Origin of the sequence: Mucilaginibacter gossypiicola, from assembly GCF_900110105.1 — a bacterium.
GTDB lineage: Bacteria > Bacteroidota > Bacteroidia > Sphingobacteriales > Sphingobacteriaceae > Mucilaginibacter > Mucilaginibacter gossypiicola.
In genome coordinates this window covers 139,834-155,601 of sequence record NZ_FOCL01000001.1, presented here as the reverse complement: position 1 = coordinate 155,601, position 15,768 = coordinate 139,834, and the positions used below count along the sequence as shown (strand labels likewise).

Genomic DNA, 15,768 nt, shown 5'->3' with positions numbered 1-15,768 from the left:
TTATGAAAACAGCAGAGTTAATAGCCGCAAACGATTTTTGTGTATATCATAATGTTGAGTACACGTTCATTACTTCATTACATGAAGCCGGGTTGGTTGAAATTACCATCATCAACGAAACCACCTTCATCCCCCAAGCCGAACTTCAAAAGCTGGAAAAGCTGATCAGCCTGCACGAACTGGATATCAATATAGCAGGTATTGAAGCTATCTCCCACCTACTTGAACGGGTTGAAAAACTACAGGAAGACATGAGATATTTGAAAAACCGGCTGAGGTTGTATGAGGATTAATTAATGAGATTTTGTTAAAGTTCCCTCAGGATTTCTGCAAGAGCCCCCGAGGGAACATGAAAAATATGCCATTGCGAGCGTAGCGCGGCAATCTCGCAGCCAATGCATGTCCAGTCTGTATAGCTACGAGATTGCTTCGTCGTGCCTCCTCGCAATGACATGACCTTTTAAACCAACATTTTCAATTGATCTGCATCTTCCGAACACCTGTGCGGCTTACACCAAATACCTATTCATCATTCGCTCACTAATAATATCAGCTTCATCAATAATAGTTTCGGGATATCCCATTGATTTGAGTATGGCTATGCCGTTGGTGCTTTTAAGTAAACCTTGTTTCAACAGATAATCAAACACGAGTACCCGACCGTCTTTTGAATCAGAAAATGAGTACACAATAAAATCTTCATCAAGCAGTTCGGCCAGCTCCAGGTCATGGGTTGAAACAAACACAAAGTTCTGGTTAGCGGTGATATACGAAAGCACCGATTTCGCTGCTGCTATACGTTCAATGGTATTTGTCCCCCTGAAAATCTCATCGATGATCACCAGGCTTTTTATATCTTCTTTCTGAGAGCTGTTATCGATGATATTTAAAATAGCAGAGGCCTGCGCCTGGAAATAACTCTTTTGTTCATCAATATTGTCGCTGGTTTTAATACTGGTTTTTATTTTTAACACAGGCGCTTTATAGGCCTTTGCGCAGCTTGTAAATATGGTTTGCGACAGCAGCGTATTTAATGCCAGCGCTTTAATGAATGTAGTTTTCCCCGCCATGTTCGACCCGGTGATCAACGCTCCCCTATCGGCCTCTGTGGTATACAGCGAGTTGGTTACACAATTAGCTACCAGCGGGTGAAAGAGTTCGGTAAGTTCTATTTTGCCATCAACACCCGTAAATTCCGGCTTTGAATAAAGCGGTAAGCCATCCCGGATAGATTGTATAGTTATCAGCGTATCAGCCAGGCCAATAAATTCATATACTTCTTTGATATCGGTGCTATATTTAGCAATCTGTTTTAATGACGATGTATAGGTGTTAGGCTCAATTACAAAAAGCAATTTAAACAACTTAAACGCGGCATAACCGATATCGCTTGTACTACTCGCGAAGCGGCTTTCTATATTCACAAACTTAAGTGCACGTTTTAAACCTGTTAAATTAATAAGGCTCTGCTTTACTGCTGTAGTCGAGCCAAATTCCCCGCTTTTTACCAACGCCACTGCTACCTTATACATGATCAGTAATTGCGGTAACGATCTGGCATATCCGGAGATGGCCTTGCGGCTGGTAAGATGTATCCCGATGTTGTAAGCAAACAACAACACCAAAAAGATAAAGCTATAGATATTGGGTATAACGATGAGCGATATTAAAGCCGCGATGACCAAGAATGGAGAAACCTTTGCATAAAAATTTACTACCGACGAAAATACCGGTTTATGTTCTTTAAGAAAAAGATCTGCGATAAAATACGCGTCGGGACTATTAAGTTTTGATAGTTCAACTTCTATAAGTTCCCGGCCGGGGATATCCATATTAAGGTCTTCAACAGCATTATCGAGGTCATGTAAAGCATCGATATCAGTTGTGGGCTGATACAGTAACTTAAAAAGATATTGTTTGCCTGGTTTACTGTTTGTTCTGTCGATATAATTAAAAACGCTGATCAGGTCAAGGTCGTCGGCCGTCTGAACAGAAACTTTATTTTTATCATTGGCCGAGTCTAAATAAGTTCTGATCAGGTCGAAATTTCGTCGGGTATTGAGCGGCTTACCCCATTTACCCTGAATTTTCACCAATCTCTTTTTTGCCCAGCGTAACCTGTCATAATATGATTTGATATAAAGTAAGCCAACTATGATGAGAACAACTATTGTAGAAAAGACAAAGTAATACATACCTAAAAATATAAATTTTTGATTAAACCAACTTTCTTGTCGCCAGTCATAATTGTGTATTACAATTTAGGTATTAACTAAAATTTACAACTATGAAATTAATTCGGTTTTCAATAATAGCTTTTGTGATGGTATTTTCTTTTCAGTTTGCAAAAGCACAAAGTATAAGTATAAATGCTCATTTTGGCCGCCCATATCACAGGGTAGTTTACGCAAGAGGATATTACGCAAGGCCTGTTTATTACGGACCCGACGTTTATTACGGCCAGCCTCGTTACTACGCTACCCGCTATTATGATGCTCCCGTATATTATCACCGATATTACCGTGCACCCCGTTACTGCAGGCACTGGTAAAACAATAAGAAGCCCCGGGATTGCCGGGGCTTCTTATTTAATCATGACTGGCAGCATCACTGGCCATTTCAACAATTACGGCATCGAGGCGTTCAAGCTCTGTGATCATATAATCCAGCGTCACGGTATCCGTAGGATTGTCCTTTAATAATTCTGCCAGACCTTTAAGATTAGCCACAGGACTACGCATATAATGCGATTGCTTCCAGGCCATGTTTTTTATGCGATTAATATGGTTATGGATGCGTTCGTAGGCTACTTTAAGATTATTTTCGATATTCTTTCTTTCGGTAATATCATAGAGCGCCATCATTAATCCTAAGATATTTTCCTGGCTATCCCTGATAGGGAAAAGGCGCACATAAAACCAGCATCTTGAACCGTCCGTCTGAACATAATCTACCTCATAACTCACATTTTGGCCATTCAAAACCTGCTGGTTAAATTCAATAAATTGCGGAAAACGTTCGGGCGGAAAGAAATCGGCAAGTTTATCACCATTTTGCGGATTATGATTAAACTGGCTTCGCACAAATTCTACAGCTTTATGATTAAATGCCAAAACCTTCAGATCTTTATCAAACAGGGCATACGCGGTATCTGTTGTGTTTAAAATGGTTTGCAAGTTTGCTTCTGATTTTTGAAGTAACTCTTCCGACCGGAGTTTTTCGGTGATGTCATTAGCAATCGAAAGCCTCACCAAACGCCCTTCATACATAATATCCTGTCCAAAGATCTGCACATTGATCATCGACCCATCCTTTTTGCGATGGAGAGTAGTTATAGTATTGCCCCAATTAGGTGCTTTTTCAGCATAACCTTTATACATTTCGTCCCACTCTTCGCGGGGCCTTACATCTTTAATGGTCATGCTTAAAAACTCTTCGGCAGTATAGCCGTAGTGTTTGGTGGCAGCGTGATTTACAGCTATAATTGAAAGATCACTTTTGGCTATCATCCACATTGGCAATGGATTACTATCAAAAAGAAGCTTATATTTTTGTTCAGATAACCGTAGCTCTTCCTCAATCTTTTTCCTCTCCGTTATATCAATCATTGAACCAATAATAGTCGGCTCATCATCAATTTGCGTTCGGGAGCCATAAAATTCAACCCAATTGTTTGAGCCATCTTTACGGATCCCCATTACTTCATAATTGATGCTCTCCACTTCTCCCGCAAGTCTTGCCCGCACATGTTCAAGAGTGATGGCTTTATACTGTTCGCTAATAATAACATCAACAGACGAGACGCCAATCAATTCGTCAGGTTCATAACCAAAAACATGAGCAAAACGCGGATTAACATAGATAAATGTGCCCTTTTGAACAATGTAAACGCCAACCACTGATTTTTCGGCCAATGTGCGGAATTTAAGCTCGGCTTCTCTAAGACCAGCCTGCATTACTTTGCGGTTGGTAATGTCACGGGCTATAACAAGCACATTGTCTTTAGTAAATCTCTTAACATTAACCTCTACATCAAATACCTGCCCGTTTTTCTTCACAAAACGCCGTTCTTTCATTACCGCCGTATGCAGATCATCCGGGCCAAGCACTACCGGTTCGGATTTTAAGTTTTCGGGATCAATGATCTGTTCAACTTTAAGCTGTAGCAATTCTTCGCGGCTGTAGCCCGTCATTTTACACAAACTGGCGTTTACTTCAGTGAAACGCCCTTCAAAGTCAATCACGTAAATAGCGTCGGAAGCTTGTTCGATAAGTGAGCGATATTTTTCTTCACTAACCTCCAGTTTAACAACAGTTTCAACAAGTTCAGCAGTGTGATGCTGCATTCGTTCGGTAAGGGCATTATTAAGCTTAATGATCTTTTTTTCGCTTTTAAGCCGCTTATTTTCAATATAATTAAGCAGTATAAGGGCGGTGATGGTTATAGTTATACATGCTATTGTATTGAGCAGCCAGCTTGTTATCAGCAAACAAAAAACAAGCATGATAAGCATGCTTATAATAATAACGAACTTGTTTTTTTGAGGATAGTTCATTCAAATAAAGTGATGAGCAATGAGGCCCGCGTAAAACGACTATCTTATTGGTTAAAAAACTGATTTAGGTGTACAAATGTTAAATTACAACTAATCTGTTAAAAATGAGAAGCATCTATGAAATTATATAAAAACAATGCCAAACTCTACTTCACCCTATTCCAATTACTTTGACTTATTGTTAAAAAAGGAATTCAATGACTGTTGTGTAAATTCCGACAAAACCAGTTCGCCGCTTATGGCTGCACGTTGCTTAAGCAAATCATCCCAGTCAGCAGTTCCCTCCCAAAGTATCTGCTTTAAATGAGTAAGTGCTTCAGGATTATATGAAGCAAGTTTTTGTGCAAGCTCAGATACCGCAGCGTCAAGAGATGGGAGATCTTCATAAACCTCGTTATACAAGCCGTTTTGTTTTGCCCATTGGGCAGTTTGAAAATCAGTTGCCTGGATGGTAAGCTGAGAAAAAGCAGCCAATCCTGTTTTACGCATCACTGCCGGCGCTATTACAAACGGGCCGATACCTATAGTAAGCTCACTCAACTTTATTGACGCAGCCTCGCTGGCGAAACAGTAGTCGGCGGCGGCAGCGAGGCCTACACCTCCCCCAACTGCTTTTCCTTGTACCCTCCCGATAATAATTTTAGGACATTTGCGGCAGGCGCTGATGACGTTAGAAAAACCTTCAAAAAATAGCGCACCGGTTTCCTTATCCTTAATTTGCAGTAGTTCATCAAAACTTGCACCCGCGCAAAACGTACGCTCTCCCTCGCTCTTTAAAACTATTACTTTCGTTTGCGGGTCATTGCCAGCATTGAATATGGCACCGGCAAGCTGCTTCAATAATGCAGAGGGCATTGAATTTTGTGCCGGATGATAAAAACTAATGATTGCTATACCATCAGCTGTGTTCGAGATAGATACATTTCCGTTTTCGGCAGACATATTTTATATCAGGTTTTAAGGCCAATATCAGAAGTATTCCAGTCAACTGCAATTTTGCGTTCAAATAAAATATACACTTACTTTTCATGCAAAGGCAGCTCAAAGTAAAAAGTGGCACCTTCGCCAAGTTCACTTTCAACCCCTATATCACCTTTATGGTTGTTAATAATTTCGGCCGATATATATAGCCCCATCCCAAGGCCGCTTGTCATAAATTTTTTATCCTCAACCCGATAAAAGCGTTCAAAAATATGCTCGATTTGCCCAGCCGATAACCCGATGCCAAAATCCGTTACCGATACCCGTACCTTGTCATTTATACGCTCGGTCGCAATAATGATCTTTTTATTGCCAGTTGAATATTTTACGGAGTTATTGATAAAATTCACCAGTACTTGCTCAAGTCGTCCGCCGTTTCCGTCTACAAAAAAATCCCTTTCAGATTTATTAATAAAATTAAATTCAGGATAAAGGTGGACGGCACTCTCCAGTGTCAGAGCTACAAGTTCCCGAAGGTTTACTTCGGCCATGGCATACTCAAGCCTGCCTGCGTGTATTTTACTTACATCAAGCAAATCATTAACCAGGCGCTGAAGCTTATTTAAAGCACTACCCGCCTTTTCAACATATTGCTTCACCGTCAACGGTACCTCCTCCTTTTTATAAATAGCAATAAGCTGCAAATAACCCTTCAAACTTGTTAAAGGTGTTCTGAGCTCATGACTGGCAATCCCAATAAACTCATCCTTTAAATCAAGTTGTTTTTTCTGTTCTTCAATATCGGTAGCAGTACCTACCCAAAAAAGGATCTCCCCTTTATCATCTCTTAATGGTTCTGCCCGGTTTAAATGCCATCGGTAAGTATTATCCCAGCGCAGGTACCTGTTTTCCAGTTCAAAAACTTTTCCGCTATTTAACGATGCAAGGTAAACATCCATCGTTTTTTGCAGGTCATCGGGATGTACTATCTGTTGCCAGCCCCATCCTGCTGTTTCTCCATATCGCCTGCCTGTATAGTCAAACCAGCGCTGGTTATAAAAATTCACTTCGCCCCCAGGCAGGTTTGTCCAGGTCATTTGAGGAATGTTATTAGCCAGTAATTTAAAATGCTCGCGACTGATGAGCAGGTCGGCGGTACGTTCCCTTACGGTATCTTCAAGCTCGTTATTCAGCCTTTCAGCAATATTCTGGGCCTCTTCCAGCTGATCATTTTTAACTTTCAGCTCCCATTCTGTTTCCTTCTGAGTGGTCAGGTCTGTTAAGATCAAACTTAATGCTGTACCCTCATCAAGGTCGAGCGTAGTACAGGATAATAAACAGGGAGTCAGCTTACCATCCTGGCTTGATAATAATATCTCACCTTTACAGTCGTTATTCCAGCCATCCCTTATTACCTCCTTATATTTTCCTGCCGAAACTTCCGCGATAAAAGCATCAAAATAAACACCGATCACTTTTTCAAGCGGTTCATTAACCATTGCCGCAAAGCGCGAATTACTATATAATATAATGCCTTCCCTGTTTAGGGTTACGGCACCTTCGTTCATTTTTTCAATAAATACACGATAGGTTTGATCGGCAGTTTTCAGGGTATAAAGCTGGTGCCCTTCCTCGCCTTTAACCACAAGCGCATCAACCTGGCCACTACGAATAGCATCAATAGTATCGTTGGCTTCCTCTAACTGAAAACGAAGTTCGTTGTTTTCGGTCAGCAACTGCTCATATGTATATTTGAATGATTCCATGATCAACTTTCTGAATATATACCAAGCCCCTTCAAAACCTTAGTGGTGTTTGACATATCCCCTATCAGCTTCCGTTCAATACCCGGTGATTTTTTGACAAGTAAGGGTAATGCTACAATCTGTTCGGCTTCGGCTATAAGTGGTTGCTGGTAAACATCAATTATTTCCAGCTCATAATTGGCTTTTATATGTTGTTCACAAATATTTTTAAGATTAGTAATTGCCCGGATGGAATTGGGCGATGCTCCAATCACAAATAAACGCAATCGAAAAAACTGGCTTTCGCCATCGCTTAAGTTATCATCGGCATTTAAAGGCGATTGGTTTTGCTCCGTCATCTATTTATTATTTACAGGCCTGATGTTTAATCCCACCAAAACTTTCTCTTCGTTACTTAAATCGCCTATTATTTTGCGAATCGGTTCAGGTACTTTCCTTACCAGCGTGGGCACAGCAAAAATCTGATCCCCCTCGGCCAATTGCGGCTGTTGCAGTAAGTCAATTACTTCAATAACATACTGGCCTTTTAAATGTTCTTCACAATATTTTTTAAGATTGGTGAGCGCAGTAACGGATTTAGCCGTTTTGCCTGCCACATACAATCTCAATTCATATTTTATAGCTTCTTCCAGTTCCATTACTTTTTATTTTTTGATTTACTTTTAGGAGGATTGACGTTTCCGCGGCGGATATCGGTTATTTGTTGACGGTTCTTTTCAATGATTTCCTGTTTTAATTCATCCTCAAGGTACATTTTGTTCAGCTCTTCCTCGGCCGACTCAAACTCGGCCTGCAGGCTTGCAATTTTTGATTCAAGCATCATACGCCTGCGCAGTATCTCTTTATCCTTACGGGATACGGCAAAGTCCCTGAGGGCGACACCGGTTTTTTCCTTTAATTTTTGTGCCTCACGGGCCGAGCCGGTAAGCACCCCTTCAGGGCCAAGATATACGTCAACCAGGTTTAAGCCATTATCAGTTATGGTAAATTCCCGCACCTGGTTTGAATGGCTCATACCACGTGATTTCATTATATAAAGCCCCCTGTTACGTTCTCCGTTCGACTCAATATCCCGCACAAGCAGCCAGGTATCAACCAATGATGATACGCCTTCATCAGTTTGCTCGCTCACCACCGTATTTAAACTAAGCGCAGTGAACATGACAGTGATCTGCTCGTCCTGTAAAAAATCTATCAGCCTGATAAGCATGGATTTTACCTCGCTCACCGAACCTACAGTAATCAGGTTGGTAATAGGGTCAAGGATTACGGCCGCCGGTTTAAATCTTTTAATGATCTTATAAATAGCCACCAGGTGCATTTCGAGCCCATACAATGTAGGGCGCGAAGCATGAAACTCAAGCAGGCCGCTATCAACATATTTTTGCAAATCGATGTTGATTGATTTCATATTACGAAGAATCTGTTTGGGCGATTCCTCAAAGGCAAAATAAAGGCACTTCTTTTTATTTCGGCAAACCTCATTAGCAAAGCTGGCTGCTATACTTGTTTTGCCGGTACCTGCAGTGCCCGAAACAAGGATACTACTTCCCTCGAAAAAGCCCTTGCCGCCAAACATACTGTCGAGCGACGGGATGCCGGATGAGATCCGTTTTGATGATACTTCTTTTTCAAGCTTTAAAGAGGTGACGGGCAATACCGAAATACCCTCTTCATCAATTAAAAATGGATACTCATTGGTACCATGCTGAGAGCCACGGTATTTTACCACCCGTAAACGTCGGGTGGAGATTTGGTTGATTACCCTGTGATCGAGCAATATCACGCAGTCTGAAACGTACTCTTCAAGCCCTTGCCTTGTTAAAGCCCCTCCTTCGCCTTTCTCTCCGGTTATAATGGCTGTTACCCCTTTATCTTTTAAAAAATTAAAAAGCCGCCTTAACTCGGCACGGAGTATGACCTGGTTTGACAGGCCCGAAAAAAGATTTTCCAGTGTATCCAATACTACCCTTTTGGCCCCGATACTATCAATGGCATAACCTAAACGAATAAATAAACCTTCCAGGTCATATTCACCCGTTTCTTCAATCTCGCTCCGGTCAATATGCACATGATCAAGCCTTATTTTTTTATCATCCTGAAGTTTACGCAAATCAAAACCAAGCGATGCCACATTCGCGGCCAGCTCATCTGCTTTTTCTTCAAAAGCCATAAATACACCTGGTTCATTAAACTCGGTAGCGCCCCTTATTATAAATTCAAGCGACATTAGCGTTTTGCCGCAACCAGCTTCACCACATATCAAAGTAGGTCTTCCTTTAGGTAAACCGCCGCCTGTTATTTCATCTAAACCGGTGATACCTGTAGGCGTCTTAGGCAATTGATCAAATGAGGAGATCTGTTGTTTTTTATGCAATTTGGTCATATAAATCCAATTTGTTTAAGTCACCTGCATGTCGCAACCATCAAGCATACAGGATTTTGTTTTATTGGTATGGTAATAAAAATACTTGTAAAATTGTTTTGGAGTATTTGATTTTGTGACAGTAAAAAGTTGAAAACAATACTGAATTAACGATGCTAATAATACGAAAAAATATATCCCTTAATAGCCTATTATTTAAAACATCTACAACTAATGCCTCTAAATGAAAACTCAAACATTTATATACATTTTCTGTTCTCATAAACAAATTTCACATCACTGCCGCTTGTTTAACAACATTCGCATTTTACACCTATACTGCTTAATATTTAATTCAAAAGCACGGTTTACACGCTGTTGATACTTTGGCATTTTCAATCATTATGGATTATATTTATACGTTTTATTTGCGCAATGAATAACCAAACCACCCTGCATCAACAATTAAACGAAGATGTTTTCCGTATTTTGATAAAGGAATCGCCAACACCGGTGGCATTGTACACAGGTGAGGAAATGGAGATCAGGATAGCCAACAAAGCTATCATCGATATATGGGGTAAGGGTGATAATGTTATTGGCCGTACCTATTTTAACCTGCTGCCCGAGTTAGAAGACCAGGGCTTTCACGCTATCTTATTAAACGTTTATAAAAGCGGCATTGCTTACGAAGGCAAAGAACAAAAAGTTGATTTGTTAGTAGATGGCAAGCATGAAGAATTTTATTTCAACTTTACTTTTAAACCATTACGAAACGATAACGATGAAGTTTGGGGGGTATTGAACACAGCCGCAGATGTTACCGAACTGGTAACAACACGTCAAAAGCTTGCCGAAAGTGAGCAGCGCGTTCAGTTTGCCCTACAGGCAGCCGAATTAGGCACATGGGATTTAAACCCCAAATTGCAAACCGTAATATGGGACGACCGTTGTAAAGAGCTTTGCGGTTTTCAAAAAAACGACGAAATAAAATATGCCGATCTGCTGAAATTTGTACATCCGGAAGACGAACAACGATTGCGCACAGCTGTGATGCAAGCCTATAATCCCGCTACAGGTGGCAACTATGATATTATTATCCGCACCGTAGACAACAGTGGACATTTGAAATACTGGATTCACCTCAAAGGGAAAGCTTATTTTAATGACAAAAATGAAGCTATACGTTTTGCTGGCACGGTACAGGATATAACCCGTGAAATACTTGACAAACAGGAACAACAAAAGCTGCTTGCCTTGATTGACAATACTGCCGATATGGTTGCTGTAGGAAGCATGGATGGTTCGGTAACCTATATCAACAAAACAACATACGCCTTATTAGGTATAGAGAGCACTAAGGAGGCTTTGAAACCGGGCGTTGAATATTTTGCAAATAACGAAGCAGATAAAGTAAGCAGTGAAATTGAACCTGCAGTACAGCAACACGGTAAATGGGAAGGTGAAATGCACTACCAGCATTTTAAAACGGGGGAAAGCATCCCGGTTTACATTAATTGTTTCAGAATTGACGACCCGTTAAATGGCCAGCCTATCGGCATGGCATCAGTAGCCCGCGACCTTCGGCCCGAAAAAGCCGCAAGGAATGAACAATATAAATTACTGTCGCTCATTAACCATAGTTCAGATTTTGTAAGCCTGTCTGACCTGGATGGCAACGTTACTTACGTGAATACTGCCGGCCGAAAAATGTTAGGGATTACGGGCATCAATGAACATCGCAGACATAATAGCGAGTTTATTATGCCAGGCGAGCTTGCAAAGCTCAAAGACCACGTAAATAACACCTTAATGAAACACGGGAAATGGAGTGGTGAAATCCTTTACCGTCATTTCAAAACAGGCGAAACCATACCCGTATATGGCACCACGATGCTGGTTTATGATGCTGTAACCGGACTACCACAAGGGCGGGCTTCAATTGCACGAGACTTGAGACGGGAAATTGCCGATAAAAAAGCCCTTACGGATAGTGAGCAATTACTTAAAAATATTACTAATGCATCGCCAACTGCACTGTGGATGGCTGACGCAGAAGGTAACATCACTTACGTCAATCAAACCTGGATTGACTGGACTGGCATTGAATATGAAAAACATATGGGCTTTGGCTGGACCACTGCTATCATAGAAGAAGACAAATCCCGTGCTGTTGAAAAATTCATGGCAGACTTAAATGCACGACGGTTTTACGAAGTTGATTTTAGAATTACGCGAAAAGATGGTGAAATAAGATGGTGTATTGCAACCGGTAATCCGCAGTATAACTCGGGTGGGGAATTCACAGGCTACATAGGTGCCTGCACCGATGTTACTGATAAGACACTTGCCGAGCGTGAAGTACAATTACGAAACAGGGAACTAAATGAACAAATCAGGCAGTTTGAGTTTGTTACCGACTTTATGCCAGTACAACTTTGGACAGCACGCCCCGATGGTGAGCTCGACTACATTAATCAGCGCGCTGTAGATTACTTTGGTGTGGCTGCTCAGGAAATATCCGGCCCGTCATGGCTTAACAATGTTCACCCCGATGATACTGCCGGTTGTATTGAAGCATGGAACAACGCAGTTAATACCGGAAATATTTATCAATGCGAGTTTAGATTAAAAGACAAAGATCAGAATTACAAGTGGCATCTGTCCAGGGCTTTACCTTTCATAATTGATGGTAAAATAATTAAATGGTTTGGCACTAATACAGACATTGATGAGCAGAAACAACTCCAACGCCAAAAAGATGATTTTTTAGGCATTGCAAGTCATGAGTTAAAAACCCCGGTTACAAGTATAAAAGCCTATGCGCAGGTGCTTGGCGCCATGCTTACCAAAGAAGGCGAACATAAAAAAGCCGAAATGGTACTTAGAATGGATGCTCAAATCAACCGTCTTACAAACCTTATAGGCGATTTGCTTGATGTTACCAAAATTAATTCGGGCAGGTTACAGTTTAATAAAACATGGTTTGATTTTAATGAAGCCCTGCAAGAAACCATAGAAGACCTGCAGCACACTACACAAAAACATAAACTCATCCAAAACTTTTCCCCAACAGGTAAAATTTATTCAGATAAAGACCGCATAAGTCAGGTTGTTACCAACTTTATCACAAACGCCATAAAATATTCTCCGCATACCGATACTATCATCATTACTGCCCAGCGCGAAAATAATGAGGTTATTGTTTGTGTACAGGATTTTGGTGTCGGTATCCCCGAAGATAAGAAGGACCGCGTGTTTGAGCAATTTTATCGGGTGAGTGGAAATAAGCAGCATACTTTCCCCGGTTTGGGGTTAGGATTATACATCTCTTCAGAAATTATTAAGCGCGAAGGCGGCAGAATGTGGGTAAACAGCGTTGAAAGCAAAGGGTCTACTTTTTGCTTTGCATTACCCGTAGATGATACTCACAGTTAATTTTTGTTGGGTTAGTTTACGAGTAGTTTAGTTTATTACATATAATTTCAGAGGGTTTAACCAAGCCCTTACGCCTAAAATGGATGCCAAGAACAAAAAAATCATGATTGCAGATGACGACCCCGGCATTGTTGACGCTGTGGAAATGCTGCTTGAATTTGAAGGCTACGAAGTAACATCAACCGTTGATGGTGCAACGGTACTTGATATGAAAGATGAACTCCCCGATTTGCTGCTGTTAGATATTTGGATGAGCGGCGAAGACGGCCGCGATATCTGCAAAAAGCTAAAACAAAACGAGTTAACCAAAGATATACCCGTTATCATGATATCGGCAAGCCGTGATATACGTGATTCTGCAATGATAGCCGGTGCTGATGACTTTTTAGCCAAGCCTTTTGATATGGATGAGTTACTGAAAAAAGTGGCCCATTTTGTTCAAAAAACCAATATAACGCAACAATAGACAAGCAACATCATCAACTAAATAACCATTACCCCTCTTCGGGCAGAACCTTGATGGCGGCCGTCTCACCCGGTTGCCGGTTCTCCCCGTTGCTTAAGTACAAGTTTAAATCAATATAGAAGTGACGTACTAAAATGCTATTACCCCTCCTCGGGATGAGCCCTGGCGGTGGCCGTTTACCCGGTCGCCGATTCATCCCGTTGTATTTAAGAGCATGCGGTTTAATAGTCATCTCACGTCAATACCTAACCAAAATATAAAAACATTAACCCATAAGATATGTTATTTATTAAAACAAAATAGCGAAACCATGGGAGTTTTACAGCACGTACAGCATCAGATCTCAGCACTCAATGATCTGATCAAAATAAATAACGACAGGATAGCAGGATATCAAAAAGCTATCGAGGCTGCAGACGAAGCAGGTTTGAATTTACTTTTTAATGAATATATTGATCAAAGCAAAAGTTACGTTAGTGAAATACGCGATTACATTCACGTATTAGGCGGGGATCCTGCAGAGGGCACTACACTTTCGGGCAAGTTTTATCATGCCTGGATGGATGTAAAATCAGTTTTTGCCAGCAAAGACAATCGCTCGATACTTTCAGATTGTGAATATGGTGAGGACGTAGCAAAAAAAGCTTATCGAGCCGCACTTGATGATAAGGAGCTGATATGGGAAGATGAGCAGGTTGTAGCCATGCTTAATAACCATTTAGAAGGTTTAAAAAAAGCGCATAACACCATCAAATCCTTAAGGGATACGGTTAATGCCTGATCAAATTTTTATAAGCAAATGAGCAATTCAAATCAAACATCTTTTTCAGCATGCAACGTGCCGGATCAATACAACAAGGTCACATGCACGCAGGACAAGATAATTTACACGCTTTCGCACTTAAAATATGCTACAGTAGCTGATATTGCATTAAAGCTGAGGGAATACGAACCTGCGGTAAATACTTTTACCCACGAAAAAAACACGATTGAAGTGCTTAATTATCTTTTTGACCGGGGATTGGTAAAGATCACCAAACAAAACGGCGAGTTAAACTACAACCTGGTTAACGTTTAAGCAGGTTGTAGTTTAATATATTTTTGTTACATGCCCGGCGCAAGTGGCTTGGCTGAAACTACGCTGTCAACCACAAAAACGCTTACTCCCCGCCACGGTAACGCATGCAGATATTCTTTATAGTGAAGCTCTAAAAATGAGCCGGCATTGCTGCTCAGTTCTTTAGCTACCTTTTCGTCGGTTACAGAAAACATAAATTCATTTGAACCAATTGTGCCACCGGCTACTTGCGTACGGATTCCGCTTTGAATCAGCCTGCCTTCATATGTTTTAAATACATAGCCTTTCTTTACAAAATAGTTCATTGTTCCGGCTTTAGTTCCCTCGCCAAAAACAAAATAATAACGATAGTAAAAAAAGCCCACTATAATTAGCAGCAATATAACAGTGATAATAAGCTTGGTTTTTGTTTTCATCGTAGATTTTATTTGCTAACTAAGCTACAAAAACTTAGCAGGTAAGCAAATATTTATATCATAACCATCACCCGTTTAATTTGCTTGCTTCTCTCCTTCTTTAATTTTAGTGAGGTTTACTTTTCTAAAAGACTCTACTAAAAAATTAACCAAACCGGTTAAATTAAAAGGAGGATCGTTAGTAGTTAGTGTAAGTTTATCTTTACTGTTTTCAAAATCAATATCGAAATAATAATTAGGTGCATCCGTAACCTGACTGCCTTGTTTCCAATCGTACATTTTTTTTAGCTCGCTACGTTTTAGCCAATAGTTAAGGCTGTCAAGCTGCATACGGGTAAGCCTTCCGGTATAGTCACCTTTGTAGGGATCGGCAAATTCGCCGCCTTTTAAACGATAAGTACCATCGGCCCAAATATTAATCAACAATTGAGGGCAATTGCCATAACATGTTGAGGACAGGAAACGCAGTTTAGAAAATTTGACGCCGTTATCAAAACTTGCCTTATAATTTTTAAACTGCAGCGGAGGACGACCGGCTAATTTTATAGCATTTTCATTAACCGCTTTAATGGTTAATTTTTTGCCGTCGAAATAGTTGATGATAAATTTAGCAAGATCAATATGCTGCTGTTTAAAATTATCTGCACTGGTGGTATAGGTATCCACTATTTTGAGCGTATCATGCTCTATTTTGTATTTATTTTCATGTTTCTTATACCCGTCGAAATTGAAATAAACCTTCCCGCCATTAAAATAAAGATA

At 40.6% G+C, this 15,768-nt stretch carries 15 protein-coding genes; 6 read left to right on the top strand and 9 right to left on the bottom strand.

The annotated features are described in order from the left end of the window. Window positions 1-2: 2 nt before the first annotated feature. Window positions 3-293: a chaperone modulator CbpM gene (locus tag BMX50_RS00530; RefSeq protein WP_091206165.1), complete on the top strand. Its 291-nt coding sequence runs from the start codon at window positions 3-5 to the stop codon at window positions 291-293. A 216-nt stretch (window positions 294-509) separates the two neighbouring features. Here the strand turns inward: BMX50_RS00530 and BMX50_RS00525 are convergent, their stop codons facing one another. Then, on the bottom strand, window positions 510-2,195 hold the full coding sequence (locus tag BMX50_RS00525) for a MutS-related protein (RefSeq protein ID WP_091206161.1): 1,686 nt from the start codon (window positions 2,193-2,195) through the stop codon (window positions 510-512). Between the two features lie 92 nt (window positions 2,196-2,287). On the opposite strand from BMX50_RS00525, the gene BMX50_RS00520 reads away from it, so the two are divergent. Then, the gene (locus tag BMX50_RS00520) at window positions 2,288-2,551 is read left to right on the top strand and encodes a hypothetical protein (RefSeq protein ID WP_091206158.1); all 264 of its coding nucleotides are present in this window, start codon (window positions 2,288-2,290) and stop codon (window positions 2,549-2,551) included. Between the two features lie 37 nt (window positions 2,552-2,588). Here BMX50_RS00520 and BMX50_RS00515 read toward each other — a convergent pair whose 3' ends face one another. The 6 genes from BMX50_RS00515 to kaiC form a co-directional block, all read right to left on the bottom strand. Next, window positions 2,589-4,505 carry a PAS domain-containing protein gene (locus tag BMX50_RS00515; protein ID WP_167667773.1) on the bottom strand — a complete coding sequence of 639 codons (1,917 nt, stop codon included), beginning with the start codon at window positions 4,503-4,505 and terminating at the stop codon, window positions 2,589-2,591. 216 nt (window positions 4,506-4,721) lie between these two features. Next, entirely contained in the window at window positions 4,722-5,498 is a 777-nt protein-coding gene (locus tag BMX50_RS00510) for an enoyl-CoA hydratase/isomerase family protein (protein WP_091206152.1), read from the bottom strand. A gap of 77 nt (window positions 5,499-5,575) precedes the next feature. Continuing rightward, on the bottom strand, window positions 5,576-7,243 hold the full coding sequence (locus tag BMX50_RS00505) for a PAS domain-containing sensor histidine kinase (protein ID WP_091206150.1): 1,668 nt from the start codon (window positions 7,241-7,243) through the stop codon (window positions 5,576-5,578). A gap of 2 nt (window positions 7,244-7,245) precedes the next feature. Then, window positions 7,246-7,581: a circadian clock KaiB family protein gene (locus tag BMX50_RS00500; RefSeq protein WP_091206147.1), complete on the bottom strand. Its 336-nt coding sequence runs from the start codon at window positions 7,579-7,581 to the stop codon at window positions 7,246-7,248. Continuing rightward, on the bottom strand, window positions 7,582-7,881 hold the full coding sequence (locus BMX50_RS00495) for a circadian clock KaiB family protein (RefSeq protein WP_091206144.1): 300 nt from the start codon (window positions 7,879-7,881) through the stop codon (window positions 7,582-7,584). Further along, entirely contained in the window at window positions 7,881-9,629 is a 1,749-nt protein-coding gene (gene kaiC, locus BMX50_RS00490; protein WP_091206142.1) for a circadian clock protein KaiC, read from the bottom strand. The genes BMX50_RS00495 and kaiC overlap by 1 nt, the downstream gene beginning before the upstream one ends. Window positions 9,630-10,043: 414 nt before the next feature. Between kaiC and BMX50_RS00485 the strand changes: the two genes are divergently transcribed. From BMX50_RS00485 to BMX50_RS00465, 4 genes are all read left to right on the top strand, one after another. Then, window positions 10,044-13,046, top strand: a complete 3,003-nt coding sequence (locus tag BMX50_RS00485; protein WP_091206139.1) for a PAS domain-containing sensor histidine kinase — start codon at window positions 10,044-10,046, stop codon at window positions 13,044-13,046. 79 nt (window positions 13,047-13,125) lie between these two features. After that, on the top strand, window positions 13,126-13,512 hold the full coding sequence (locus BMX50_RS00480; RefSeq protein ID WP_091206136.1) for a response regulator: 387 nt from the start codon (window positions 13,126-13,128) through the stop codon (window positions 13,510-13,512). A 310-nt stretch (window positions 13,513-13,822) separates the two neighbouring features. Beyond that, window positions 13,823-14,293: a ferritin-like domain-containing protein gene (locus tag BMX50_RS00470; RefSeq protein ID WP_167667772.1), complete on the top strand. Its 471-nt coding sequence runs from the start codon at window positions 13,823-13,825 to the stop codon at window positions 14,291-14,293. Between the two features lie 18 nt (window positions 14,294-14,311). Then, window positions 14,312-14,590: a hypothetical protein gene (locus tag BMX50_RS00465; RefSeq protein WP_091206126.1), complete on the top strand. Its 279-nt coding sequence runs from the start codon at window positions 14,312-14,314 to the stop codon at window positions 14,588-14,590. Window positions 14,591-14,616: 26 nt separating this feature from the next. Here the strand turns inward: BMX50_RS00465 and BMX50_RS00460 are convergent, their stop codons facing one another. Beyond that, entirely contained in the window at window positions 14,617-15,006 is a 390-nt protein-coding gene (locus BMX50_RS00460) for a hypothetical protein (protein ID WP_091206123.1), read from the bottom strand. A 75-nt stretch (window positions 15,007-15,081) separates the two neighbouring features. Beyond that, entirely contained in the window at window positions 15,082-15,429 is a 348-nt protein-coding gene (locus tag BMX50_RS35155) for a DUF6438 domain-containing protein (protein WP_394332294.1), read from the bottom strand. Window positions 15,430-15,768 lie beyond the last annotated feature (339 nt).